Genomic DNA, 26239 nt, shown 5'->3' with positions numbered 1-26239 from the left:
GGGGGCTTGCTTTTTGAAAATGAACCCCCGAAGTCCTATTATAAAGGGCTTCGAGCAAGATGATTTTGTCTTTTTGAGTTTTACCGGACAGCAATAATACAAAAAAAAGAGGCTGCGTCAACATTTTTTTGCAACGCAGCCTCTTTTTTATGTTCCTATCCCTACGGTTTATCCCAAATTACGCGATAGATTGTTCGGCGTTTACCATTAATAATGGATGTGCGAATGTACGACAATGGTTACGTCAGGCTTACAGCCCTCCCAACGGGGATATTGCTTTTTCCCCAACGCTTCGCATTGGGCTGAATTATCTCGCCCTTTCAGGGCTGTTTTTCAATGGTTAATTGTCAATGATTAGTGGTTATTTGCCGGGTACATGATTCGGCGTGTACCACGCATAACCATTAACCATTGTCCGAAAGGGCTGAAAGCCCGAATTATTTCAGCCCCATCCCGCAAGGGTGGGGTATCGACATCCGGACCTTGTTCGGAGGGCTGAAGGCCTGAATTAAACTCATTCTTATTTCTTCCATCGCGTAATCTGGGTTGATCCGATCATGACGGGTCACTTGTTGTACAGATGCCTTCGGAGAAAGCGGTAGGATGGCATTCTTAGGAAAAATGATTCGATAAGAAAAAAGTACAAAGGGTATCTGTAATCCTTTCGATATGATTTGACAGATACCCTTTTGAATAAACGTTATTTTGAATGGACGGTAAACTTATTCGATAAAGACTTTACCGGAATATCCGCCGGCAAATCGAATGATATAGTATCCGCTTTCGAGGTCAAAAACACTCAAACCGGCCTGTGCGTCTTCGCGTTTGTACAGTTGTCCCGTCACAGTGTAAATATAGACCGTTTCATTGCGCTCCGTCTCTACGTACAGTTTGCCTTTATGCGCCCATGCCTTTTGAGGTTGCTCCGTGATGTTCGTATTGGCTAACGGAGTAATACCCGATACGGTTACTTTCAGGTCTCTTGTGACCGTTTGTATGCGCACTTGCACTACACTGTCGGAAAGCATTGTTCGCTGAATACCTCCACTGAATTCTGTCCATATCGGGCTGTCGGTGGTGATTGTCATATATTTTACGCTGTATCCTTTTCTGGCTTTTATGGTGAATACGAAATCCTGCCGACTGTTTACATAGATCAAACCGTTTGCCGGAGGGGTCGTTTCGGCCGTATTGGGTACGATCAGTTCGATGCGTCTTCCTATCCCGCTTATCTTCTCATCACAGAAACTGATGTAACATTGCCGGCTGGATATACTGTCGCCGCAGATGTTTTTGACCGTAACGCGATAGAATCCCGAAGAGTCTTTGGCTAAAGCGCGATAACTCCTTTGATGGGCTCCGGGTATGGGCAATCCGTTTCTGTACCATTGGTAGAGCAGATGATGCCCTTGGGTGCCCACTTCCAAAACGTAGCTGAGCCTGTCACAGTCTCGACGGGGGGCTTTGAGGTCTTTGGTGATAACGGGAAACTCACGGAAGTATACGTTCATTGTATCCGAACTGATGATATTGGGCGGTGTAACGGTATCCTTGACCATCACATGATACTTGCCCGGCTGAGTAACTACGAAGAACGTATCGGTTGCTCCGGCGATGGAATCGCCGTCCTTGTACCATCTGTAACTTACATCCATACCGCCGGCCTTGACACGAAGCGTATCGTGATCGGTACAGATATACTTCATCGTATCCAGATTCTTGATAAACCATGGACGAAGCCATATCCGGACACGATAAGGCAGACGGAGGTTACCATTCCCGTATTCCGTATTGTTTATTACAGGGGTGAAATAGAAGACCGTATCGCCTACCATCGCCGTATCGGTGGGAATATTGATCCACGGATTCTCGGTGTTTGCAACTATTCCACCGGTTTTTTCTTTGTACCATTTGCCGTCGAACCCGTGGCTGGTGATCTGGAACCGTGCCGTGTCACCAATCCATGCGATATGAGGATACTCGACAGCCGTGAAGAGAGCGACTTTCTGTGTTTTAAGGCCAAGTTTCATCGGTAGATCGGGACAGCCTCCTTTAAATGTCACCGTACTGCGTATGGAACTGCGTATCGAATCGATGGGATTTCCTGCCCGTGTCTGTCCGTCAGGTGTATAGATAACAGGGATGAAGCAATGGATTACGGAGTTGTATCCCTTGGTTGCGTCTATGTTATATTCGCTGATCGGGAAAGGCAGCTTGAGTGTACGTACGCCTGCAACAATGGTATTGCCGACAATGGAGTCGCGTTTATTTAGCCCACTCAGGCTTCCCGATACTCCTTTATAATGGATATAAAAACTATCGATGTCGAGTTCCTTGGGCAGTTCTACGGCGAGATAGTCTCCGGATTTCATATCTTGAGCCGAACCGTAGTGTCTCTTAATAGTGAGCTTCAGCGTGTCTCGAGTATAACCTTCGTTAAAGGCAAAGGATGTATGGTCGGATGTCGCTGATTGGGGGGCTATTTGCATCTCGAAATCGTAATCGTAGTTTATATCCGGTTTGATATTCTGCGATACAATCGAGACTCCATCCCCGTTTGCATTGCCTCCACAGATATTTTTGCCATATACAATGCCGGAATATTTGATGGGATCGAATATTTGAGTTGAACACAAGGCTCTGAATTTCATTCGGATGCGTGCCGTGCGCTTTACCGTATCTACAGCGGGCGGATTGCCTGATGCACCGGGCAGAATTACGTTATTTCCCAATGCGGGAAGACCGGTATCATTCAGTTTCAGGCGTGCGGAACGCGCAGTGCTGTCGTCGGATGCGGGTCCAAACGTGTTAGTTAACACGCTTTCTAACGTCGAACCGCTCGGTAACGGATTCGTTGTGCCTATAGGGTATTCGATTTCGGCACTGCCTGGCACATAGACTTGTCCTATGGGTACCTTGAATTCCATCTCCACATTTTTCACCATCCCTTCGGATGCGTTGGAGCTTAGTTCAGCCGTGACTGTATAAGCGTTGGATGCATCGTTAGGGCTGGCTTTGACGGTATTGAGGTTGCTGGTAATCGTGCCGTCAATTTTCGCTGAAGAAGAAAGTATGATACGGAAGATTTTTTTATCAATGATATGTTCGTCGTCGATATCCAGCGGAGCGGTAGTCGTAGGAGTCCATGTCGAACCGAAGGCCGAGCAGGCATATACTGCTACCTCGCTGTGGGGGCATTCCGTGACTAAACTGGTATAAACAGGGTTATAGATCATGTCGTTATTTGCGGGCAGGTTGGGTACGTTTACCCAGCAGCCGCCGTCAGTGCCGGTGACATTAATGCCCGTATGCTCTATACCGTTGGCGATCAGTTTAACGTCTTTTACTTTTCCTTTGAAGTAGAACCATATGTTATTCAAGGCAGCGGAGGTCTTGTTGCTCAACTTCAGTCGTGGCCCGGTGGTATAAGGGCCATAGGAAACGATATCGGTATTCGGCTGATCGATGGTGAAGTTTGCTTTGGAATTCCAAATCAAGAGCGGCCAATACGTTGAATGCAATTCTTCGTCCTGTCCGGTGCGGAGATTATGAAAAGTGCGTGTAATAACCACTTTGGAAGTGTCGTGCTGAACCAACGACGGATTGATCTTCAATGTTACTTTCGGATCCAAGTACCACTGGTCTTTCCAGAGCCGCCACTTGCCTCCGGTTAGCGTGCCGGCAGGATTGTCGGTTTGGAATAGTTTGGAGAAGTCGTAGGTTCTCTCGCTTGGCGTAGAACCCGGTTCGGAAGTCAGTGTTTTGGTACCGAGCGATGGATCGTTTCTTTTGCTTACGGTGATCTGATCTTCCATCGTATAACCCGGCGGCAGTTTGTAGGTTACCTTTTTCACGTAATAAAAATAGCGCGCTTCATTTTCGAACTTACCATTAAGGTAAACCATGGTCGCTTCCCAATCGAATAGCAGATTCGTTTTGGGCATTCTGCTTTCGAATACGACAATAGGATTGCCGCCGTATGTCGATATTGATGAAGGCTTTACTAAATGGGCATTTATGCCATTCACCTGTATATCGTCGCTGCCTTTTCCTTCGGTAAACGGATTGGTCAATGCGTTTTCGCTCACCTTGAAATAGCTTGTCAAGGTAGCATTCGTAATTGTATATATTCCATTCACTCGGATAGCAGGGGTAAAATCGATCCGGATTTCGATATTGTCACCAGGTTTGAATTTGTCCGGATAACGGATCATGAAGTAGTTTTTATTCCCCGTCATGACCGTGTGGTCAACCGTGGCATCATTGGTCTTGTTTGCACCGTTTACTTTTATCTCGACATGGCCGCTGCTAAGGTTCGGGATAAATCCGTATACCGTATTTCTCGCGACGGCCGCCGTACCGTCTATCGGCAGATAAAGGTATTCGTAACGATCCGGATCTCCCGGCGAGCCTTCTACTTTTCCCCTCCAATGGAATGAACCTTCGTCTTCGCTGGCAAAGCGTTTGTGGTTGACATCCGCCTCGGGCAGTTTCTGAGTGCCGTTATCAGGGTTACCGTCATTATCGGTATCTTTATATCCAACGGAATTCTCGTGACGCTTGAGGTAGAACGTATCAAGGGCGATGCCCTCACTCTTGCAGATATGACTGACCCCCTGCTTCAGGTATCCTACTTTCGTCAGGGTTGTACTGCCCCATAGTTGGTCGGTCGTATAATAAATAGTATCCGAACGATTCGTTAATGGTGCGACACAAGCAGGCGACTTGAAGGTAACATGCAGATATCCTCGAGTTGCGCCCGAAATGCTTGCGCTTGATGTTATCTTGAAAGAACGCTTGCTAGACGAATGAGAGGTCGGAGTAAAAGTTACGGTGGCAGGGAAAGAGCCTGTCCCATTTTCATTGAGCGTTATTTTTAAGTCTTCGATACTCAGCCACGCCGGCGCTGTTACGGTAAACACGGAAGGAGCTGCATCGATCTGGCCTAATGTGATCGGTACCGTTCGTTTAAAGGTTTGTTCCCCTTTACATGTCTGACTGTTTATGCTTACCTGATTGGTAAACATAGGGAGAATTACTTTCGGTAACGTTTCTGTTTTTATCTTTCCTGTATTCTTTGAACAAAAGCCTTCTATGGAATGTATGAAGACTTCCAAGCTATGACAGTCTGGAGTACCGTAACCGGTCCACCGGAACCTTTCGTTTGTCGGCTCCTCGAATACATTGCCGTTGTGAGTGGCTACATAGAGGGTCACGGTCTGACCGGCCGGAATCATCTCATAGACTTCCATGTTGATGAAATTATCGATCATACCCGTAAACGACGATTTTAATTTTCTGTCGTTAAAGCCGTAGGTGTAACGTTTAAGGGGAGAGATTTTTTTTAAAGGACCGTTGCCATTCTGGACGAATATTTTGGATGTGTCGATGCAGCCGTAATAACTAAGGCCCCCATTAATTCTACAATCCACGGAGAACTTGCGGATAGCGGCGGTACTGCTGTTGGTAAACACTGTTCTGACCCATGTAAGCGAGCCGTCTTTAGGGACGTCTTTAGGGGCTATAGGTGCTGCGCTGCTGTTGTTTGCGGCTACGTACTGACAGCTGGTAGCCGAAAATGCCGGTGTGGAGCCCGATCCGCCCATCGCAAGCATGATCTGTTGCTCGGACGAAGTATGGCATGCGGCGCCGTTATGTGGAAAGCGTGCCGTGGCGGAAATCTTCTGGTAGCCGCAGATGACGGGCGTACCTACAGCCTTGAAAGTGATCTGTTTGCTGTTAGTGTTGTCGATCATGCTGCCTCCCATAGTTGCAGGTGAAGCGAAAGTAAGCGTGTAGGTACGTTTCCCGTCGGGCAGGTTCGTTTCGGTGGGGGTCAGTGGGCTGCCGTTGAGCTTAAACTCGGAAAGTGTGACTTCCGATGTACTGACGGTGTATGTCACTTGTGCCGACGATGCTTTGTCGGCTGATGCTGTCCTCAAATACGTAGTGACAGTCTTGGGTGTCGTTGGGATACCGTTGAAATTGATATTGTCGCCGCCTGCCGGCAAGCCGATCTGCAGAACAGGCCGTGCAGCATTGGCTGTAAGATTAGCGCTCACCTTGGAATCCGTACCGCTCAACACTTTTACCGTGAATTGGACAACACCGGGTGTAATACAGCCAGTCGCTTTTACATCGACTTGTACTTCTACTTCGTGATCTTTCGGTATGGCTCCGTTAAAACTCAGCGTGACTGTCTGCCCGGCCTGCGTTTTAGTGATTCCGATGCCGCCTATGGTCGCTTGAGGATTCTCTACTTCGACATCGTTCGGCAATTGAAGCTGTACCTTGGCGTCGGTCAGGGGTCCCCCTTGCGGAGTAAACCGATAGGCGATGGTAAGCGGTTCACCGTAGGCTACCAATCGGTTTCCGCCGGTGAATTTCGGATAGCCGTCAGCTACTCTGACAGTCGTTTGCGCCTGTGCCGCCTCTATTGTGCTGACTAAGCAGAAGAAAATGAGGAGTACTCGGAGCAAAGCCGGTAAATGACGGGAATAATTCCATTTGTACTTTTGTTTCATTTTTTTGTCATTAAGGATTAATAATAGAAAAAGTTTTGTCTGTCGGTATGATCGTCACAGATTGTGGGAGGAACGGAGACGGGAAAATACGTAGGGAATCTTTCGCCTCTGTTACACTCAGCGAGGAAAGAGTAGTCTCATTCCGATGATATAGACTCATTTCTGTTATAGGTTGAGTTACGGTGCAAAAATAAATGATTTCTTTAGAATGACAAGTCTTTTTTATAAAAAAAACAAAGAGAAAAATGAAAGATGTGTATATGGCTACGTAATGTTTTAGATAATTCAATCAACAGGTATTGACTATTTCAAACAAAGACTTTTTTATCGGACGAATAATATAAAACCGATGATAATTGTAAATTTTGGTTTTTATTTGCGTATCTTTGTCTTCCGTTTGCAGGAGAACTTCCGAAAAGAAAAGGAGAGATCGGAGCGAACCATTGTGCACCGTGATTGTTATAAAAATAATATGGATAAATTCGATTGAAAATTAAACAGCGTTGTTATGAAAAAGATTTTTGTACTTGCGGTCTCAATAGCCGCATTAACGGGTTGTAACCAGGGCGGACAAAAGGCCGGTTACGTGATTGAGGGACGGATTGCCGAGGCACGTACGGATGTGGAAGGTAAATACGTTTATCTGAGTTCTTTCGGAAAAGAAGGAGGGGTGATTGACAGTGCACTGATTTCGAAGAATGCGTTTACGTTCGAGGGTGCTGCAACGCAGGGGGAGCTCTGCAAACTTTCTTTTGAAGAAGAGGCGGCAGCACGACCGGGCGAATCTCCTGCATTCTCGACCATTTTTGTTTTGCAGGACGGAAAAATGCAAGCCGTGCTTGATACGTTTTCGTATGTGACGGGGACGCCGGAGAACGATGCGTTTAAGACCGTGCGCGAGTCGATTGCAAGTGCGCGCAAAGGATATGCCGACTTGGTGAAAGCCATCCGGGCAGGCGATCGGGAAGCGGAAAAGAAGGCGTATCAGATTGATATGGATGTGTTGAATGCCGTGAAAACGTATATCGAGGCGAATCCGACGAAGTTATCGGCAGCCAAGCTGTTGCACGAATTTCGTTACTATATCGATGAAGAAGAACAGGAAGCCATCTTCGCCAAAGCCGATTCGACGTTTATGAGTCTTCCCGGTATCGGCCCGATGGTTGCTCACCTTGAAGTGCTGAAAAGTGTTGCTCCGGGGAAGACGTTCGTCGACTTTGAGATGCCCGATCCGAAAGGAAAAATGCGTAAGCTGTCCGATTACGTCGGACAAGGTAAGAAGTTCGTGCTGATCGATTTCTGGGCCTCGTGGTGTGGACCGTGCATGCATGAGATGCCGAACCTGACGGCAACGTACAAGACGTATCGCAAGAAAGGTTTCGAGATTGTCGGCATTTCGCTCGACAAGGAGGAAGAGGCTTGGCTGAAAACGATCAAAGAGAAGAAGATGGACTGGATTCATCTCTCCGACTTGAAAGGCTGGAAGTCCGGCGGTGCGGCACTTTACGGTGTGAACAGCATCCCGTGCACAGTTCTCGTCGACAAGGACGGCACGATTCTGGCACGCAACCTGATGGGTGACGAGTTAAATAAGAAACTCGAAGAACTGCTTGCTAAGAAATAAGATCGGATGGGAGGGAGGAATAGCTCCTCCTTTCCTGCCGTCGGAGATGGGCGCTTCGCGAGCTTATTCCGTCAGCGCTTTCCAAAGCGGTTCGTCCGGTACGGGCGCGACGATATCAATCGGTCGTTTCGATACCGGATGAACAAACGATACGCGACGGGCGTGCAGGCTGATTCCCCCGTCGGGATTGGAGCGACCGGCGCCGTATTTGAGATCTCCCCGGATGGGGCAACCGATAGCCGCAAGCTGGCAGCGGATCTGATGATGCCGGCCCGTTTGGAGGTCGATTTCGAGGAGGTAATAATTTTCGGATTGCGCGAGGAGGCGGTAATGTAATACGGCTTTTCGCGCATCTCGTTTTTGTGACGGAGTACAAACGTAGCTTTTGTTCTGCTTCTCGTTGCGTACGAGCCAGTGTGTCAGCTCTTGCTCTACTTCGGGAGGACGATTGCGTACGATGGCCCAATACGTTTTCTTTATCTCCCCGGTGCGAAATAACTCGTTCATTCGGGGAAGCGCTTTGCTCGTTTTGGCAAAGACGACGACGCCCGTCACCGGACGGTCAAGGCGATGCGTGACACCCACAAACACATTGCCGGGCTTGGCATACTTCTCTTTCAGCCACGTCTTCAGCAGATCGGCCAGCGAGGTATCGCCCGTTTTGTCGCCCTGCACCAGCTCATGGCAGTTTTTGTTTACCGCAATCAGATGATTGTCTTCGTAGATGACTTCCATACGTTTTGTTTTTTAGGGTCTCATACAGATCATCGGGCCGACGTCATGTGGTCGTCGGAGATGCCGTGGCATCTTGTTTCTGATCCGTAGAAAGGTGTCTTTGTTCCGCTGCACGACTACAGAGCGGGCAGCAGATGTTCCCAAATCATGTTCAGTTCGGCTTGCATGTCGCCGATGTGTGCCGTAGTGACGATAACAGCGTCTTTCTCGGGCAAGACGACAATGAACTGTCCGTTGGCGCCGTCGGCACGGAAGGCGTTATGTCGGCATCGCCACATCTGATAGCCGTAGCCTTGCAGCCAGTCGCTGTCCTCAGGCTGAGTCTTGAGCGTTTCACGGCGTGCTCCGGCGGGGAGCGAAGCAATGTGCGAAGCGCTGGCTTCGTCGATCCATGCGGCGGGAAGCAGTTGGCGCCCTTTCCATTGTCCTTTTTGCAGGAGGAGTTGTCCGAGCTTGGCCATATCCTCGGTACGGACGTAGAGCCCCCATCCGCCGCAGTTGATGCCCTGCGGACTTTCATCCCATCTCACCGTGTCGATGCCGAGCGGATCGAAGAGACGCGGGCGGAGGTAATCGACCGTTTTCTCGTCTGTAACTTTCTGCACGATAGCTGCAAGTATATACGTAGCCAGACTGTTGTAAACGAATACCTGGCCCGGTTCATGCGCGAGCGGAGCAGCCAGAAATTCGGCAACCCAGTCTTTGTCGTGATGCTGACGGATGTTGGAGGTCGGATCGGTGTCGTGTCCGCACGACATGGTGAGCAGATGGCGTATTTCGAGTTTTTTCAGCTTCTCACTAACCTTTTTGGGTAGTTTGTCGGGGAAGAAATCGACGACTTTGTCGGTCGTCCGGATACGCTCTTCGGCTACGGCAAAGCCTACGGCCATCGAAGTAAACGTTTTGCTGACGGAGTTAAGGATGTGCAGCTGATTCGGAGCATGATCGCCTAACCAACGTTCGGCAATTACTTCGCCGTGCTGCACGACCATAACGCTGTGCAAATCGTGGCCGGCCGAACGGACGGCTTCCAGATAGCGCGCGATGACGGTGTCCATCTTCCGTGCGGCGTCTTTGTTACGCGGCAACGGATCAATGTGTTCGAACTTACCGGAGGTAGCCATGCCGCTGCTTTCTGCGGGCGCGGAGTACCGCGCATTCATCGGTACGCAGAAAGACAGCAGGGCAAGGCATAACCACCACGTAAGAAAATCGTTTGTCCGTTTCATAATACGGGTTTTGTTCGGGAGAAGGCTTGTGTGCTTCGCCCTCGTTACATATTCATTCCGCCATCGACCTGAAGCACCTGTCCGGAAACGTACGATGACATGTCAGAGGCAAGGAACACGGCGATGTTGGCTACATCTTCGGGTGTACCTCCGCGGCGTAAGGGAATTTTCTTGATCCATTCTTCGCGGATGTTTTCGGGCAGCGCTGCCGTCATGGCTGTTTCGATAAAGCCCGGAGCGATGGCGTTGGCGCGGATGCCTTTTGGTCCCATCTCTTGTGCGATGGACTTGGCCATGGCAATCATGCCGGCCTTCGATGCAGCATAGTTCGCCTGACTGGCATTGCCGTGTACACCTACGACCGAAGCCATGTTGATGATGTTTCCGCTACGCCGGCGCATCATGACGGGCAGACAAGCGTGAACGAAGTTGAATGCCGATTTCAAGTTGACGGCGATGACAGCATCCCATTGTGCTTCGCTCATGCGCAACATCAGGCCGTCTTTCGTGATGCCTGCGTTGTTGACGAGGATATCCACACCGCCGAAGTCCTTCACAATCTCTTCGACCACCTGATGCGTTTCGTCAAAGTTCGCCGCATTCGATGCATATCCTTTTACTTTCACGCCGAAGGCCGCGATTTCTTTTTCCGTCGCCTGCGCGTTTTCGTCGATTACCAGATCGGTAAATGCAATGTTTGCTCCTTCCGAAGCGAATTTCAGGGCAATCGCTTTCCCGATGCCTCGTGCAGCACCTGTCACCAAGGCTGTCTTTCCTTCCAGTAGTTTCATTTTTATTGAATTTTTAAAGGTTTATAATTCGTAAAGTCTTTATAGTGTATTAATTATATACGGATGAGACAGGCACCGGCCGAATATCCGCCGCCGAAAACGCTGATGCACACAAGGTCATTCTTCTTGAACCGGTCGATATGCTGGGCGAAGACGAGCGCACAACTGGCCGAGCCGGTATTGCCCAGTTCCTCGATGTTACTCAGGATTTTTTCGTCGGGCATGCGGAGGTTGTTTGCGATGTTTTTCAAGATGCGCAGGTTAGCCTGATGTCCGATGAAGTAGCTGAGATCGTCGAACGTATAACCTCTCTTTTCCAGCAGGCGTTTGGCATTTTTAGGCATGTACGTGCAGGCTTGTATGAAGACGTCTTTGCCTTCGGGCATACGGATTCCTCCGTCGCGCGGACGCAGCTGGATGCCTTCAGGGCCTTTGCCGAGCGTACCGAGCGCCTCGGTGTAAATCTCCAGCACTTCATAGTCCATTTCATGTACGCGTTCGTTCGAAATAAAGAAAGCTACGGCCGTGTCGCCCCAAAGGTGGCCGGCTTTCGGATCGTCGTCATTGCTGTATGCCGAGTTTTTATCTCCTCCGATAATCAGTGCTTTGCGTGCCTTCCCACAGGCAAAATATCCTTCGACGATCTCAAGCGCGTTCACAAACGACGAGCAGGCCGACGAGATGGTGAATGCTTTGGCATCCTCAATTCCATAGGCGTGCTGTACCACATGAGCGGCTGTGCCGACGGTGTCGTACGGTGAATACGTGGCAGCCACGATGAGGTCTACATCTTTAATATCGTATGGGAGCGAAGGCAAGGCGTTTCGTACGGCTTCGAGCCCCATCGTATTGATGTTCTCGTCGGCCTGCGCCCGCGCTCGTGTTTTTATGCCGGTGCGCTGCACGATCCAGTCGTCCGTCAGTCCTGCTTTTTCCGTATAAAATGAATTGGGAATCCGTAGTTCAGGAAGATAAAATCCTGTAGCGTTAATATACATTGTTCTTGATTTTAATACCATTGAAGATGAGATTCATCATGTTCTGCCGCTCAATGATCCGGTCTCTTTCCGAGTCGCTGATATGTCCGCGGATGTAGGGAACCTCCAGTCCTTTCAGTGCATGATGGATAATCAGCGCCGTCACCCGGATGTCTGGAACATGAAAGATGTCTTCTTTGACACCATCTTCCAGAATATTGCAGATGATTTCCGTTTCGCGCTGATCGAACTTTTTGCGGGCTTTCTCGACCCGCCAGATGTCGCGGAAGAACGTATTCCGTAATGTACCGTTACGGAACACAATCGTTTTGACGGCATCTAAACGTATATATATAAAGGAAATCAGTTTCTCGTCGGCCGGCAGTTGTTTCGCGGCGACTTCGAGTAGCATTTCAAGCAACTTGTTAAGCTCGGCTTCCACGACTGCCGAAAAGATATCATCTTTGTTCTTGAAATACGTATATAGTGTACGTCTGCCCTTTTGCGAAGCCTGTGCAATGTCATTCATCGTCGTATGATGATACCCCATGCGAGCAAAAAGTTGACGGGCGACATCAACTAACGTATCACGCGTTTTGGAGACGGCTATGGACATAAACTGCACACTTTCGTTTAATTTGTGCGCAAAAATAGATAAAAAAGTTGCGATTTACCAATGCACAGGGAAAAAAAACGGAATATTTTGTTTTTTCAAAAGAGAGTTGTATCTTTGCAGTCTCAAACGACAAATTGAGATAATATATCGCGGAGTGGAGCAGTGGTAGCTCGTTGGGCTCATAACCCAAAGGTCGTAAGTTCGAATCTTGCCTCCGCAACAGATCAAAAAGGGTGTATCTAAACGAAATGTTTTGGTACACCCTTTTAAGTGGTGTAAGAATGGATGAAATACAAGTTGTTAAGGAGGAACGAGAAAAAATACATAAACAGATGGACTCCAATCTTCATTCCGCAAGCAACACAGCCGTTTGCCGATGATGATACACCACTTTTTTTGTCTTTCTAAAAACGTCTTTTTAAGATGAAAATATGAAAGCTTTCGTCACTCTTGTTCTTCTTATGATTGCGCTCCTTGCATCCGGTCAGAATAAAACCGTTTTTATTAAAGACAGTGCTACACACGAACCGGTGCCCTTTGCCGCGATACAGTTTACCGACCAAGGTGGAGGCTTTTATGCCGACGAAGAAGGAAAAGCTATGCTGCCTGACTCAATCTGTCGCGTATTAGTTTCGCAAATTGCTTATCATGCACGAAAAGTTGATCTAGATCAAGCAAGTAACCCTGTCGTCATCTTACTGACACCTGCGCACAATCAGTTAGCTGAGGTGGTTGTTTCGAATGTCTCATCCAAGAGAAAAAAAGTAGGGATGTTAAAACCGAAGGGTAGTTTCGGAGTAATACCGACGCCGAATGTCAACTTCGCCCTCTTTATTCCCTATGATCCGGCATGGAAGCAGCTGCCCGTCATCACTTCCATTATTGCATACCTCGATAATATAAAGGGTAACGATACATATTCCGTAGTCAAAAGCAAGATTCGTTTCGACCTGAGGCTGCCTGATATAGAGGGCCGACCTAGCGATGTGTCGCTGCTCGGAGAGCGGATCGTCTATCCAACTGAGAAGCGCTATCTTGGCCATGAGGCAGTTGTGCTACTCCATCCGGTACCGTTTCCGCCAGAGGGTGTTTTTATCGTTATCGACTTTATCCTCCCATCGCAACTCCCTGTCGACCGGCATTGTATGATAAGTCCTACAATATCCTGTACCGGCGCTTTTCCCTTGGAGCAAACCTGGAGCCGTACGCTTACGAATGACTTCACGTGGCGAAAGATGGACCGGCACGACCCAGCGTGGGCAAGTACCATCAGAAAAGTCTACGGCGAAAACGGTGTAATGAACCTTCGTGCCGGACTGGAGATTGCATATTAATGTGATTCTTAGAATGACTATGTAAGTTCAGGATAAAAAAGCCTTATAAAAATTGGTAATCATACAAATATTTTCCTTTTCTCATTACTGCTCCAATTCACGACTCACTACCAATTTGTCTTTACCGATTCCTGTGCAATCATTTTTTGCGTACAGCTCTGCTTAAACATGGCAGAAACTGAGGTTTCCATGACGGAAACAGGGGGTTCGCTTTTTGTTACTCGTGATAATTAAATCCATATCCGAATATGCGAAACCGTATATTCGGTTTTCCTTACTGCCATGCAAGCCTGCATTTCCCGGCTGTAAGATTCTGACAAAGCACGCGTGCTTCTTGTGAAATTCTCTTTTATTGTTTAACGGGAGAAACGCACGTTTTCTCCTCAATGTCAAAAGGGAAAAAACGTGCGTTTCGGTCAGGGGATTAGCCTTGTCCGGGGTTTTGTACCAGTTTGGCGTTTCGGTTTATTTCGTCTCGTTTGATGGGGGCAAAATACATCTTGTTATCCCATTTGCGTTTCTCGCGGAACGAAAGATCGCGTACGTAATAATGGTAATCCCACGTACTTTCGTTGTAGATATACGGGCGTTTGGCCGTTTTGCCGTCCTTCAGACGCGCGAACACGATCATACCGCACAGTGTTTTATTGCCGCACTCTTCGCCGATCATCCAGCGGCGTATGTCATAGTACCGCGAATCTTCCATGAAAAGCTCCGTGCGTCGTTCATGGCGGACAAACTCGCGCATCGCCGCTTGATCGAAGGTTTTTTTACGTACGTTAAGCGTCGCTTTGGTGTCGGGGCGACCTGTACGGGCGCGGAGCACGTCGAGGAAGGCTGCCGCTTCATCCAGTTGATTCAGCTCGGTGCAGGCTTCGGCGGCAATGAGATACATCTCTGCCAGACGAATGTACGGATAAGGACAGAGCTGCGGATAGTTGGCGGCATCGATCGAGGTATCGATCATCTTCTTTTCGTAATACGACGTCCATGAGCCGTTCCAGTCTTCGATCGGTCCCTGACGTGTGTCACAGCCGTAAATCCCTTTGAATTTCACTTCTTTTCCGTCGGGCAGGTTGACCGTAACGTCTGTGCCGTCGTTCAGCTCATAGGTTCCGCATTGCAGATTTCCCAGAGGCGTGGGATCGAGGGCGTATCCATCGGCCGCACGCTTTCGCCCCCAGACGGCGCCATCGTACCCGATGCAGGCATAAAAGCGCGGTTCGCGTCCGTTGTACGGATTGCCTACCTGATGGTCGCCCACCTTCGTCAGGGTGTTATTAAGCGATCCGTCTTCCATCTCGAAATGCATCACGAAGTCCTGCGTCGGTGTTGTTCCCGACCAGTTATGATAGCCGTTAGGACCGTGTTGCAGATTCACCTGATTCGTTATTTTCGACGAAGCGAATTGTTTGGTAAAGATCAACTCGTCGTTATTCGTCGTCGTTATTTTGTGATATTTGTCTGCAATCTCGGCTACAGTCGGGGCGTTACAGTCGATCAGTTTGAACGCCTTACTGTCGATCACTTCCTTCGCCGCTTCCAGCGCTTTCCGGTAGAGCGCTTCCCGATCGCCATGATACTGGTTCACATCAAGCTTGTTGATGATGCGGTCGGCGTAGAGTGGGCTGGCGATATGGAGGCAGATCCGTGCTTTGAGGCTTACTGCCGCCCATTTCGTGGCGCGTCCGAGCGGAGCCGTAGCCGGTAACGACGCAATCGCTTCGTCCAAATCTTTGAGGATAAAGTCGAGGCAATCGCCGATGCTGCTGCGGGCTATCTGCATCTCTTCCGTCTTCGTATAATCGCCGACGGTTTTATCGACAATCGGCACTCCGCCGATACCACGCACGAGGTTCGTATACATGTATGCGCGCAGAAAACGTGTCTCGCCTTTCATTTGCTTCAGATCGAAACCCGCCTTTTCCGGAACCTTATCGATGTTCTCCAACACGAGGTTCGCGTAATAAATGCCCTTGTACGTCTGCGCCCAATTGAACGGACAGTTGCCTCTGCCATACCATTGCAAATCGCTGGCGGAGCACGTTGCCTCGTTCACAGCGATCTGCCCATAGTTATGCGTAAAATAAGCATCGTCCGTCAAACCGTTAGTTGTATGCTCTCTGGCTGCGTCGATCACGTAGTCATAAATCGTATTGATCAGCGACTGTGTCGTTGCCGCATCTTCGAATACCTGCTCTTCCAGATACTCCGTCGTTGGTTTGAGGTCCATAAAATCGGAGCATGAGGGCAGTGCGAATAACGCAGATGCAGCCATGATAATGATGATATTCTTTCTTGTCTTCATAAATAATCATGTTTTAAAAAGTTGCAGAAATGCCGCAGTTGAAGTACTTCCGCTGCGGATAATAATCAAAACTGGACCTTGTATTTTCCGGGTCTCCGGGCAGTCCGTCGATGGTAAAGAGATTTTGTCCGTTGGCGAAGATGCGTATCTTCGAGATGCCGTAACGCCTCATGTCCGTGGGGATGGTATACCCGATTTCCATGTTTTTCAGACGCAGATAATCGCTCGAACGAAGGAAATAATCGTTGCCGTTCGAAATCCAGTACTGCCGTTCGCGTTCGTAGGTACGCGGATGTTCGGAAGTCGGGTTTTGGGGAGTCCATCGTTGGTCATAATATTCTTTGAGGAAGTTCCCCACCGTTCCCGACCATGTTTGTACGTAGGTTTCGGCGCCGAAAGCAGCCTGGAAAAGCATCGTCAGATCGAAATGGTTCCAATTCAGTCCGATGTTGAAACCTGTCACCAGGCGCGGCGTCTGATTCTTATCGGAACGGACGCGGTCGTCGGCATTGATTTTACCGTCGTTATTGTAATCGACGAATTTAATATCTCCCAGTCGCGCTCCCGCCCAATGCGGATAATTATCCAGTTCTTCTTGCGTGTTGAATACGCCGTCGGTCTTGTAATACAACCCGGCACGATTGATCAGGTTCGCTAATGTTCCGCTTGTGGGTACAGGTTTTCCGGTCGATTTCTGATATTCGGGGATACCCGGTGTCTCGTCCCAGAAAAGGATTTTATTGCGGGCATACGACATATTCAGTCCCAGCTCGTATTCTACCTTACCGATTTTATCGTTCCAACTGATCAAAGCGTCGAATCCTTTGTTCTCCATTTCACCGAGATTCTCGAGCGGCAAGGTGATGCCGGCCGTTTCGGGCAGTGACGCGTTACGGGGAATCAACATATCGGTACGTTTGTGGTAGAATAAATCCCCCTCAATATTCAGACGGTTGTTCAGGAACTTCATTTCAGCTCCGATATCCCACGTCGTCCCCCGCTCCCAGGTGATGTTTTTGTTCGGTGTGCGGATAGGATAGAGCTGCCGCTCTTCGCTTCCATTGAAAATAACACCGTTCGTCTGAAATCCGAACGAGTTAAGGTATTGGATGGAACGGTCGGTATTACCGTCATTATCCGTCAGGACATCGTTTCCTGTTTGCGAAACGGAAGCACGGAGCTTGAGGTAATTCATAAATGTTACCTGCTCTTTCCACCAGGGCTCTTCGGAGATGCGCCATGCCACCATGGCACCGGGGAAGAATCCGTAGCGTTTGTTTTTGGGGAAACGATATGAGCCGTCATACCGCCAAACGAACTCAAACAAGTAACGTTCCAGATAATTATACGACACACGTCCGAAATAATTCAGACGGGTCTCTTTCCACGAATAGCCTTCCGTTTCTTGATCCTTTACACTACCGGCATTGATTTCTTCGAGCGTTGTAGACAGGAAGTACCTCCGGTAAGCCCGTAACTGATCCATCTCTTTGCTTTGTCCTTCCACACCGACGGTCAGACCGATCGTATGATCACCGAATATACGGTCGTAACTTAACACCGCGTTCGTCAGCCAGTCGGTGTAATCCCTGTGAATCTGATTGAGCTGCGGGTCGCTGATCCATGCGTTGTAGGGTTTGAGGCCTTCGCTGCTTCTGGTCACACCGTCCCATGAGTAGAGGCGTACGGGCTTCCGGAAATTCTTTTCGCCGTAGAAATGTTTGTCGTAAGCGCCGGAAGCCGTCAGTTTCAGCCCTTCGACCCACGGAAACTGAATGGTCAGCGTGGCATTGTTCTGGATGTAGTAATTTTTCTGTCGGTTATATCCGGCTGCATCGGTCGATGTCGCGGCAGGGTTGTCACCGTACTCGATATCGGGGCCAATCTCTCCGCTCGGCCAGTAGGCGTTCAGCGTCGGTTTGCTCCGGCGGACAGCCGAGAAGATGCTCCCGGCCGATTTGGCGGGATATTGCGTGTATTCGTAGCGCGAGGTGTTACCGTATGTTAAGGAGACGTATTTACTCAGTTTGAAATCAAGGTTGGCGCGGATGCTAAACTGATCGTAACGGTTGGCCGAGTGTTTATAAATGCCATCCTCGCCGTTGGCGGCAAAGTTGATATAATACTTCACCTTGTCCGTGCCACCGCTGATGCCCACGTCGCTTCGGTAAATCGGTGAAGCGGACTTGATCACCGTCTTGTACCAGTCGGTATTCGGGAATCCCCACGGATCGCTTCCGTCCTGAAATTTGCGCAGTTCGTCGTCGGAATACGTACCGGCCGTAATTTCGTTCAACATCGTAGCATATTCGAATGCGTTACACATTTGGGGGAGTTGCGTAGGGGAGGAGTAGCCGTAGCTTCCGTTGAATGTCACGATCGGTTTTCCTTCTTTGCCTCGTTTGGTCGTGATCAGAATGACTCCGTTGGCCGACCGCGAACCGTAAATCGCTCCTGCGGCGTCTTTCAATACCGACATGCTTTCGATCTCATCCGGATTGATGCGGTTCAGTCCTCCCGAACGGTCCGGGATACCGTCGATTACGACGAGCGGTTCTTTGTTTCCGATAGAATTGGTTCCGCGGATGCGAATCGTCGTTGCCCCGCCTCCGGGTTCATCGGATCGCTGAAAGCCGATAACTCCGGGCATACGTCCGAGCATACCGTTGGAAAGGTTGGTTGTCGGCGAAGTCCGGAGCTCTTCGCCCGTTACACTGGCTACGGCACCGGTAACCGTCACCTTTTTCTGTGTACCGTACCCGACGACAACAACTTCTTCGAGCTTTTGCGTATCTTCCATTAATTGAACGTTGATAACGGACTGATTCCCGATCGTAATTTCCTGAGATCGGAAGCCGATAAAAGAGAATACGACAACCGAATTCTTGTTTGGAGCTTCCATCGTATAGTTACCCTCCATGTCCGTGATATTTCCGATGGTTGTTCCCTTGATGGAGACGTTGACACCGATCAGCGGATCGCCATTGATATCCGTCACGGTCCCTCTGATTGCAACTTGTGCAAACACAGCAGTAGACGAACATAACATGATGAGTAACATCGCCCAAAAAGCTGCGAAGCGGTTGCTTCGATAAATAAATTTAGTTTGTTTCTTAAAAGTCTGTTTCATGTTTTCCTTCTTATAAGGTTATAATTATTGTTCTGTTTTCAGGCCGTTTTTTTCTCTGCGGCCATGACTGGCAGAGTTCGAAGAGAATTTCATTATTCCATGTACATAGGCAAAAAGATTTAATTGTTAGTTATATGTTAAAAGTAAAGTCATTTTTTTCTTCCTAATAACCTTAATTCATGGTATTTCTTTATAAAAAATAAACCGGCGTCAAAAATAAACAATCTCTAAGAGAATAACAATATTCAGATGTTAAAAAAAGGGGATGGTAAAAGATTCTCAAAGGTAACCGTTCCGTGTAAAGCGGGAATGAAATATGTTTTTATCGTTTGTTGTCGATAGTTCTTATTCAGTCGATACGTGATAAAGGATTATGGCTGTTGTACATTCGCACGATTCCTTAAATTAGCAGATGTTTAATTTTGTGAAGAACCCAATTGTTGCAGCGTGGATGGGGCAGTCAGTAGGAAAATCGAAATATACGGTTTCGCGTGTTTGGGGATGGATTTAAATGTCTCGAGTAACAAGAAACAAAACTTCAATCTCCGCCGTGGAAACTTTTGTTTCTGCCGTGGAAACTTTTGTTTCTGTCACGGAAACGTTTGTTTCTATCACGGAAACTTTTGTTTCTGCCGTGGAAACGTTTGTTTCTATCACGGAAACTTTTGTTTCTGCCGCGGAAACTTTTGTTTCTGTCGCAGAAACTTCAGTTTCTATCACTGAAACATCAGTTTCCACGACAGAGATACTTCTAATTCTCAAAGTTTAATTTACTTCCGTCGAATCCGACTACGACCGGACGCTCGCGATTGATCTTGCCGCCAAGGATTTCTTTCGACAGCTCGTTAAGCACGAGGTCTTGGATTACCCGTTTGACGGGGCGCGCACCGAACTGCGGGTCGTACCCTCTCTCGGCCAGATATGTCACAGCTTCGTCGGTAAATTGCAGGGTGATGCCGTTTGCGGCCAGCATCGCTTGCACATTCTTCAGTTGCAGATCGACGATCTGACGGATTTCCGACTCGTCCAGAGGTGTGAACATAATGATCTCGTCGATACGGTTCAAGAACTCGGGACGAATGCTTTTCTTCAGCAAGTCGAGCACCTGCGTTTTTGTTTCGGCAATTACCTGCGGACGGTTGGCAGCCGTCATCCGCTCGAAGTTTTCACGTATCAGCGACGAGCCCATATTGCTCGTCATGATGATGATCGTGTTCTTGAAGTTCACGGTTCGTCCCTTGTTGTCGGTCAGTCGGCCATCGTCGAGTACTTGAAGCAACACATTGAACACATCCGGGTGCGCCTTCTCGATCTCGTCGAAGAGCACAACCGAGTACGGTTTGCGCCGGATGGCTTCGGTCAGTTGTCCGCCTTCGTCGTAGCCGACGTATCCCGGAGGCGCTCCGACCAGCCGGGTGGCGCTGAATTTTTCCTGATATTCGCTCATGTCGATGCGGGTCATCATGTTCTCGTCGTCGAACAGATACTCGGCCAGCGCTTTGGCTAACTCGGTTTTCCCGACTCCTGTGGTACCGAGAAAGATAAACGAGCCGATGGGGCGTTTCGGGTCTTGCAGCCCTGCCCGGCTGCGACGCACGGCGTCGGCAATGGCACGGATCGCTTCCTCTTGCCCGACGACACGCCGGTGCAGCTCGTCTTCGAGGTGCAGCAGTTTGTCGCGCTCGCTCTGCATCATCTTGCTGACGGGGATGCCCGTCCAGCGCGACACAACGTCGGCGATATCCTCGCTGTCGACCTCCTCCTTAATCATTGCCGCGCTTCCCTGCATCTCATGGAGCTGAGTCTGGATGGCTGCGTTCTCCTCCTCCTTGGCTTTGATCTTTCCGTAACGTATCTCGGCCACCTTACCGTAATCGCCCTCACGCTCGGCACGTTCGGCCTCATATTTCAGCGACTCGACGTCGATCTTGTTCTGCTGAATCCGGTCGATCAGATTCTTTTCGCTTTGCCAGCGAGCCAGTTGCTTTTTCTCGTCTTCCTTCAGGTCGGCGATTTCTTTGCTTAATTGCTCGAGCTTGGCTTTGTCGTCTTCGCGTTTGATGGCTTCGCGCTCAATTTCGAGCTGAGCGATGCGACGCGATACTTCGTCGAGCGACTCGGGTACGGAATCGACCTGCATCCGCAAACGTGCCGCCGCTTCGTCCATCAGGTCGATCGCCTTGTCCGGCAGAAAACGGTCGGTGATATAACGGCTCGAAAGCTGCACGGCAGCAATGATCGCATCGTCCTTGATGCGTATCTTATGATGATTCTCGTATTTCTCCTTCAGGCCTCGTAAGATTGAGATCGTGTCGGCCTCGTCCGGCTCGTCGACCATCACTGTTTGGAAACGACGTTCTAACGCTTTGTCTTTCTCGAAATATTTCTGGTACTCGTCGAGTGTCGTCGCACCGATTGCACGCAGTTCTCCGCGTGCCAACGCCGGTTTGAGGATATTGGCCGCGTCCATCGCGCCTTCGCTTTTTCCGGCACCGACCAGCGTGTGAATCTCGTCGATAAACAGAATAATCTGTCCGTCCGACCGGCTGACTTCGTTGACTACCGCTTTCAGACGCTCTTCAAATTCTCCCTTGTATTTCGCTCCTGCAATCAGAGCGCCCATGTCGAGCGAAAAGATTTGTTTGCTCTTCAGATTCTCCGGCACGTCGCCCCGCACAATACGGTGTGCCAATCCCTCGGCGATCGCCGTCTTGCCGACTCCCGGCTCACCGATCAGGATCGGATTGTTTTTCGTTCGGCGACTCAGTATCTGTAACACGCGGCGAATCTCTTCATCGCGCCCGATCACCGGATCGAGCTTGCCCGACCGTGCCCGTTCGTTGAGGTTGATGGCGTATTTGCTCAGCGAATCGTAGGTGTCTTCGGCCGATTGACTCGTCACTTTGTTGCCTTTCCTTAACTCTTCGATAGCGACACGCAGCTCCTTCTCGGTCATGCCGGCGTCTTTGAGCATCTGCGATGCGTCACTTTGTTCCGTAAGCAGCGCCAATACGATATGTTCGAGCGAAACATACTGGTCGCCCATCTTCCCGCAGTAATCGATGGCTTTTTGCAGTACCGCGTTGGCTTCACGACTCAGGTAAGGCTCGCCTCCCGTTACTTTCGGATACGACTCGAGTTTGCGATCTAACAGCTGATTTAAGCCCGCGGCGTGGATGCCCAGCTTCTGAAACAGAAACTGCATCATACTTTCGCCTGTCAGAATGACGGCTTTTAGCAGGTCTGTGGCCTCGATACTTTGCCGGTTCTGCATCCTGACCAGCTCGACCGCCTTCTGTACCGCTTCCTGCGATTTGATTGTAAAATTGTTCAAGTTCATTTCTTTGTCCTCCTTCTATTATTTTTCGACTATGCATCGTTTTCAGACAATCAACAAATAAAATGCCATAAAGCGGATAGTGACAAAATGGCATTTTTTCTTTAAGCATGTATGTATATGTTCTTTTTAAAGCGTGTAATCTTCGATTTTGTGATACCTTTGTAGTCCGAAAATCATGATCAAGCAATGAGAATATTACATATCGAGACATCGACTAAGGTTTGCTCCGTCGCTTTATCCGAAGGAGGGACCGTTGTTTTTGAGAAAGCATCGTTTGAAGGGCCTTCGCATGCGTCTTTGGCAGGTCTGTTTGTCGAAGAAGCCATGTCCGTGGCAAAGGGAACGCTTGATGCCGTAGCCGTCAGTGCCGGCCCGGGTTCTTACACCGGATTGCGCATTGGGGTCTCGCTGGCCAAAGGATTATGTGTGGGAGCAGGTGTTCCGCTTATTGCCGTGCCGACGCTTGAGTTGCTCGCTTCGGAAGCTGTCCGGAAACACGGAGATTCCGATTGTTTGTATTGTGCCATGATGGACGCCCGACGAATGGAAGTCTATGCTGCGATTTACGATGCCCGTTTGCATCTCGTGCGTGAAACAATGGCAGAGATCGTTACGCCCGAAAGTTACGCCTCATGGCTGGAGACGCGACGCGTGTGCTTCTTCGGCGATGGCGCGACGAAGTGTCAGCCCGTCTTCGCATCGGAGAATGCAGTTTTTCTTGACGGGATTTATCCGTTGGCAACTGCGATGGCACCACTGGCCGAGGCGGCTTTCCTTGAGAAGAGATTTGTCGACACGGCATATTTTGAACCGCTTTACCTGAAAGAATTTATCGCAACAACTCCTAAGAACAAAGTGTTTGGGAAATGAGATATTTTTATTCGTTTGTCTTTTTGTCGTTAAGTTATTGTTCTCTCTATGCGCAGCAGCCTGCGGGAGAGAACGCTTTGAGCCGTATCGACAGCATCCGAACGGTCATCCGGGAAAGGATCGAGGCGACACGAACGAATTATAATGCCGACAGTGTGCGTGCGATAATTGAAAATGGCCCGTATTTCGGGGTGTTTAAGGATAATTACTTTATCGGTGGTATCCCTGTCGGTCAGAAGATTAAAGCGGATAACTCGAATGTGAAATTTCAAATCAGTGTGATCCAGCGTCTGACAAAAAGCAAATTACCGTTCGACACCTATTTGTTTCTTCAGTTTACGCAAAAGACGGTTTGGAATGTCTTAGAAGAATCTCTGCCGATGCGTGATATGAACTTCAATCCGGGGATTGGAATCGGACATCTGATTGTTTATCAGAATAGGTATGTCGGAAAGGCTTTTCTGATGCTTGAACACGAATCGAACGGAAAAGATGGGGAGGCCTCGCGTAGCTGGAACAAAGTATCGCTTAGCGGAAGTTTAATGGTCAGTCCGCATGTGGAATTACAACTCAAAGCCTGGATACCGATTATCGATGGTGAGAACAACCGGGATATTCTCCGATATAACGGTTTGGGACACTTCGGACTCAGTTACCGTACGAGTAACCGACGAATTCAAGCCGGAATGCTTGCTACGTGGCGAAACAGATCTTTTAGCTTCAATACGCAATGGGAGCTTAGCTATAAATTACATAAGAACGAAAACCAATATCTGTTTCTCCAGTATTATAACGGATACGGTGAGAATCTGTTGGATTACGACAGATTCAAAAGCGTTGTTCGTCTCGGCGTGGTAATCAAGCCGAGAGACTTTAGTATCTTCTGAGATTCTCTACACAATTGTCGCGAGCGCCATGGTCTGACAATCATAAAAAAGACGGAAGCCGCCAACGCAGCCTCCGCCTTAATCGGATGTGTTTTCCGATATCTCCTACATCACTTCCGATGGGATATCGATTTCTTTTGCTTCCTCTTTGTCCGATGAGATATCCACAATGCGATCGACCACATAACGCGAGTAACCGCGCCAGGGAACTGCACCAAGATACTCGATATAATGCAGCTCCACTGTCTGACCTCCCGCGCTCATCAGTTCTTCCGCCACGGCTTCATCCGAAACGGAGAACATGAACTCGTTCGACTGGATACCTCCGTCAGCACCGGGGCGAATACCCGGCTGAATCAGTCGGCCTTCGTAGGTCTTAAATATAATTCCCTTGTAAACGACGTAATTCAACCGACCGGTTTTGATACCTTTGGCAAATGGAAAGTAGTAATAAAACGAACCACCTGCCAGCAAAACCGCTACGATTATCAACAACGCGATATTACGTATTTTACGCCATTTGCGCCGGCGTTGCTCCACTCTTTCTACTTTATCTACCAACGATTCCATATTGTATTATTTAATTCCCAGTTTCGATTTGATGGTTTTGGGTAATGCGTCTTTATGCAGAACGATATTCACGGTTTTGTAAGCGACAAATGCTTCCGACGCATACCAGATCCCTTTGTATTTGCTCTCCGTTCCCCACGAATTTTTCACCATGTAGAATTTCTTGCCGGTCTGGTCTTTCGCGATACCGTAGATCAGCATACCGTGATCGTCGGTCGTTTGATAATTATCGTATGCCTGCTGGCGAAGCTCCTGTGTCACCTCTATTTCTTTGCAAGGCTTTTCTACCAGCTTCTTAATCTCGGCGTCTTTCTCCATTTGACTCAGTCCAACCCAACGCGCCTGATCCGAACCCGACGATTCCAGTGCTTCGATATCGGCAGCTACGGCAATCCCATTGCGGGTAAAGCCTTTTTCGCTCACGTCCGATCCCCACGCAATCGCATAACCGTTATTTATGGCATGGTCGAATACTTCCATCAGTTCATTGATCGGGAGGTTATAGCTTTGCGCCCAGCGCCAGTTATCTTCGATCTCGAGCGGGAACTGAGAATAAAACGGATGATGCGTATAAGAGGTCAATGAAACGTAATCATCGAAATTCAACCCCAGCGATTCGCCAAAACTCTTGGGAGTATATTGCTTGCCTTGATATGTAAATGTTTCGGGGAGTTTACCCAGATACGTGTCGATGACACTGTCGAATCCTTTTTTCCATGCTGTCGACAGTTTTTTGTCCCGATTCTTGATGACTGCATTTACATAGGCCGTAGCTACCTCGGCCAATTCACCATGCACATGGTTGTCCTGTCCGTATTCCAGACCTTTGTAAAGCTCTCCGGGGACAGCACCGTAGTGTTTAAACACGTAAATCACATCGGCAAAGGAACCTCCCTGTGCAAAGTTCAGCTTACCATGCAGCCGTACGAATTTATCGGCCTTATCTTTATACGAATGGTTGGCGATGAACATCTCGGAAAGGTTATATTCGCCTTTTCCCGTTCGTAACAGTTCGGCCTCAATCAGCCCCACACCCGAGAACGACCAGCATGTTCCCGTGCGATTTTGGTTTTTTACCGGTGTAATCTTCAATTCTTTGACGGGGGTAAACTGATAGCCCTCTTCTTTCTGTCCCTCTTGTCCATACATCGCCGAAAACGATGCGAACAGTACCATACTACATGTTATCCATTTTTTCATCATGATGTTTTTATTTTTTGATTCATGCGCAAATATACATGTTTCGTTTTACACGATAGATTTTTTCGTTACTTTTGTTGGAAAAATGACGAAAATAAACACGT

Annotated in this window: 15 protein-coding genes, 1 tRNA gene and 1 pseudogene; 5 read left to right on the top strand and 12 right to left on the bottom strand. The window is 48.8% G+C overall.

Annotation, left to right across the window (positions count from 1 at the left end; translation table 11 throughout):
* Positions 1 to 722 precede the first annotated feature (722 nt).
* On the bottom strand, positions 723 to 6524 hold the full coding sequence (locus tag ACTTKA_RS07665; protein WP_442724574.1) for a hypothetical protein: 5802 nt from the start codon (positions 6522 to 6524) through the stop codon (positions 723 to 725).
* 508 nt (positions 6525 to 7032) lie between these two features.
* On the opposite strand from ACTTKA_RS07665, the gene ACTTKA_RS07660 reads away from it, so the two are divergent.
* Positions 7033 to 8148: a thioredoxin-like domain-containing protein gene (locus ACTTKA_RS07660; protein ID WP_442724573.1), complete on the top strand. Its 1116-nt coding sequence runs from the start codon at positions 7033 to 7035 to the stop codon at positions 8146 to 8148.
* A gap of 63 nt (positions 8149 to 8211) precedes the next feature.
* Here the strand turns inward: ACTTKA_RS07660 and ACTTKA_RS07655 are convergent, their stop codons facing one another.
* From ACTTKA_RS07655 to ACTTKA_RS07635, 5 genes and pseudogenes are all read right to left on the bottom strand, one after another.
* Positions 8212 to 8883 carry an RluA family pseudouridine synthase gene (locus ACTTKA_RS07655; protein ID WP_442724572.1) on the bottom strand — a complete coding sequence of 224 codons (672 nt, stop codon included), beginning with the start codon at positions 8881 to 8883 and terminating at the stop codon, positions 8212 to 8214.
* A 116-nt stretch (positions 8884 to 8999) separates the two neighbouring features.
* A pseudogene (locus ACTTKA_RS07650) lies at positions 9000 to 9971 on the bottom strand (serine hydrolase domain-containing protein); the annotation flags it as partial.
* Positions 9972 to 10156: 185 nt separating this feature from the next.
* Positions 10157 to 10903 (bottom strand): 3-oxoacyl-[acyl-carrier-protein] reductase, encoded by a 747-nt coding sequence (gene fabG, locus ACTTKA_RS07645; RefSeq protein ID WP_442714714.1) that lies wholly within the window; start codon positions 10901 to 10903, stop codon positions 10157 to 10159.
* Between the two features lie 53 nt (positions 10904 to 10956).
* Positions 10957 to 11901 (bottom strand): 3-oxoacyl-ACP synthase III family protein, encoded by a 945-nt coding sequence (locus ACTTKA_RS07640; RefSeq protein ID WP_442724571.1) that lies wholly within the window; start codon positions 11899 to 11901, stop codon positions 10957 to 10959.
* Entirely contained in the window at positions 11891 to 12496 is a 606-nt protein-coding gene (locus ACTTKA_RS07635; RefSeq protein ID WP_442714716.1) for a TetR/AcrR family transcriptional regulator, read from the bottom strand. Before ACTTKA_RS07635 ends, ACTTKA_RS07640 begins: the two co-directional genes overlap by 11 nt.
* Before the next feature lie 148 nt (positions 12497 to 12644).
* Between ACTTKA_RS07635 and ACTTKA_RS07630 the strand changes: the two genes are divergently transcribed.
* Both ACTTKA_RS07630 and ACTTKA_RS07625 read left to right on the top strand, forming a co-directional pair.
* A tRNA-Met gene (locus ACTTKA_RS07630) sits at positions 12645 to 12716 on the top strand.
* A 211-nt stretch (positions 12717 to 12927) separates the two neighbouring features.
* On the top strand, positions 12928 to 13830 hold the full coding sequence (locus tag ACTTKA_RS07625; protein WP_442724570.1) for a hypothetical protein: 903 nt from the start codon (positions 12928 to 12930) through the stop codon (positions 13828 to 13830).
* 424 nt (positions 13831 to 14254) lie between these two features.
* Here the strand turns inward: ACTTKA_RS07625 and ACTTKA_RS07620 are convergent, their stop codons facing one another.
* The 4 genes from ACTTKA_RS07620 to clpB form a co-directional block, all read right to left on the bottom strand.
* Entirely contained in the window at positions 14255 to 16138 is a 1884-nt protein-coding gene (locus ACTTKA_RS07620) for a RagB/SusD family nutrient uptake outer membrane protein (RefSeq protein WP_442724569.1), read from the bottom strand.
* A gap of 13 nt (positions 16139 to 16151) precedes the next feature.
* Positions 16152 to 19268, bottom strand: a complete 3117-nt coding sequence (locus ACTTKA_RS07615; RefSeq protein ID WP_442724568.1) for a SusC/RagA family TonB-linked outer membrane protein — start codon at positions 19266 to 19268, stop codon at positions 16152 to 16154.
* A 507-nt stretch (positions 19269 to 19775) separates the two neighbouring features.
* Entirely contained in the window at positions 19776 to 20006 is a 231-nt protein-coding gene (locus tag ACTTKA_RS07610) for a hypothetical protein (RefSeq protein WP_442724567.1), read from the bottom strand.
* Positions 20007 to 20019: 13 nt separating this feature from the next.
* Positions 20020 to 22608 (bottom strand): ATP-dependent chaperone ClpB, encoded by a 2589-nt coding sequence (clpB, locus tag ACTTKA_RS07605; RefSeq protein WP_442724566.1) that lies wholly within the window; start codon positions 22606 to 22608, stop codon positions 20020 to 20022.
* A gap of 186 nt (positions 22609 to 22794) precedes the next feature.
* Between clpB and tsaB the strand changes: the two genes are divergently transcribed.
* Together tsaB and ACTTKA_RS07595 are read left to right on the top strand one after the other, a co-directional pair.
* Positions 22795 to 23478: a tRNA (adenosine(37)-N6)-threonylcarbamoyltransferase complex dimerization subunit type 1 TsaB gene (gene tsaB / locus ACTTKA_RS07600; RefSeq protein ID WP_442724565.1), complete on the top strand. Its 684-nt coding sequence runs from the start codon at positions 22795 to 22797 to the stop codon at positions 23476 to 23478.
* Positions 23475 to 24365, top strand: coding sequence for a phospholipase A (locus tag ACTTKA_RS07595; protein ID WP_442724564.1), 891 nt, complete (start codon positions 23475 to 23477; stop codon positions 24363 to 24365). Before tsaB ends, ACTTKA_RS07595 begins: the two co-directional genes overlap by 4 nt.
* Before the next feature lie 105 nt (positions 24366 to 24470).
* Here the strand turns inward: ACTTKA_RS07595 and ACTTKA_RS07590 are convergent, their stop codons facing one another.
* Positions 24471 to 24935 (bottom strand): hypothetical protein, encoded by a 465-nt coding sequence (locus tag ACTTKA_RS07590; RefSeq protein ID WP_442724563.1) that lies wholly within the window; start codon positions 24933 to 24935, stop codon positions 24471 to 24473.
* 6 nt (positions 24936 to 24941) lie between these two features.
* Positions 24942 to 26138 carry an aminopeptidase C gene (locus ACTTKA_RS07585; protein ID WP_442724562.1) on the bottom strand — a complete coding sequence of 399 codons (1197 nt, stop codon included), beginning with the start codon at positions 26136 to 26138 and terminating at the stop codon, positions 24942 to 24944.
* Between the last annotated feature and the right edge of the window lie 101 nt (positions 26139 to 26239).

This window comes from Tannerella sp. (assembly GCF_052170195.1).
Classification (GTDB): domain Bacteria; phylum Bacteroidota; class Bacteroidia; order Bacteroidales; family Tannerellaceae; genus Tannerella.
This window is presented reverse-complemented; position numbering and strand designations above follow the sequence as displayed.

Excerpts from the sequence above, each read along its gene's own strand:
- ACTTKA_RS07665 (WP_442724574.1), bottom strand. The coding sequence starts at position 6,524 with ATGAAACAAAAGTACAAATGGAATTATTCCCGTCATTTACCGGCTTTG.
- ACTTKA_RS07660 (WP_442724573.1), top strand. The coding sequence starts at position 7,033 with ATGAAAAAGATTTTTGTACTTGCGGTCTCAATAGCCGCATTAACGGGT.
- ACTTKA_RS07655 (WP_442724572.1), bottom strand. The coding sequence starts at position 8,883 with ATGGAAGTCATCTACGAAGACAATCATCTGATTGCGGTAAACAAAAAC.
- fabG (WP_442714714.1), bottom strand. The coding sequence starts at position 10,903 with ATGAAACTACTGGAAGGAAAGACAGCCTTGGTGACAGGTGCTGCACGA.
- ACTTKA_RS07640 (WP_442724571.1), bottom strand. The coding sequence starts at position 11,901 with ATGTATATTAACGCTACAGGATTTTATCTTCCTGAACTACGGATTCCC.
- ACTTKA_RS07635 (WP_442714716.1), bottom strand. The coding sequence starts at position 12,496 with ATGTCCATAGCCGTCTCCAAAACGCGTGATACGTTAGTTGATGTCGCC.
- ACTTKA_RS07625 (WP_442724570.1), top strand. The coding sequence starts at position 12,928 with ATGAAAGCTTTCGTCACTCTTGTTCTTCTTATGATTGCGCTCCTTGCA.
- ACTTKA_RS07620 (WP_442724569.1), bottom strand. The coding sequence starts at position 16,138 with ATGAAGACAAGAAAGAATATCATCATTATCATGGCTGCATCTGCGTTA.
- ACTTKA_RS07615 (WP_442724568.1), bottom strand. The coding sequence starts at position 19,268 with ATGAAACAGACTTTTAAGAAACAAACTAAATTTATTTATCGAAGCAAC.
- clpB (WP_442724566.1), bottom strand. The coding sequence starts at position 22,608 with ATGAACTTGAACAATTTTACAATCAAATCGCAGGAAGCGGTACAGAAG.
- tsaB (WP_442724565.1), top strand. The coding sequence starts at position 22,795 with ATGAGAATATTACATATCGAGACATCGACTAAGGTTTGCTCCGTCGCT.
- ACTTKA_RS07595 (WP_442724564.1), top strand. The coding sequence starts at position 23,475 with ATGAGATATTTTTATTCGTTTGTCTTTTTGTCGTTAAGTTATTGTTCT.
- ACTTKA_RS07590 (WP_442724563.1), bottom strand. The coding sequence starts at position 24,935 with ATGGAATCGTTGGTAGATAAAGTAGAAAGAGTGGAGCAACGCCGGCGC.
- ACTTKA_RS07585 (WP_442724562.1), bottom strand. The coding sequence starts at position 26,138 with ATGATGAAAAAATGGATAACATGTAGTATGGTACTGTTCGCATCGTTT.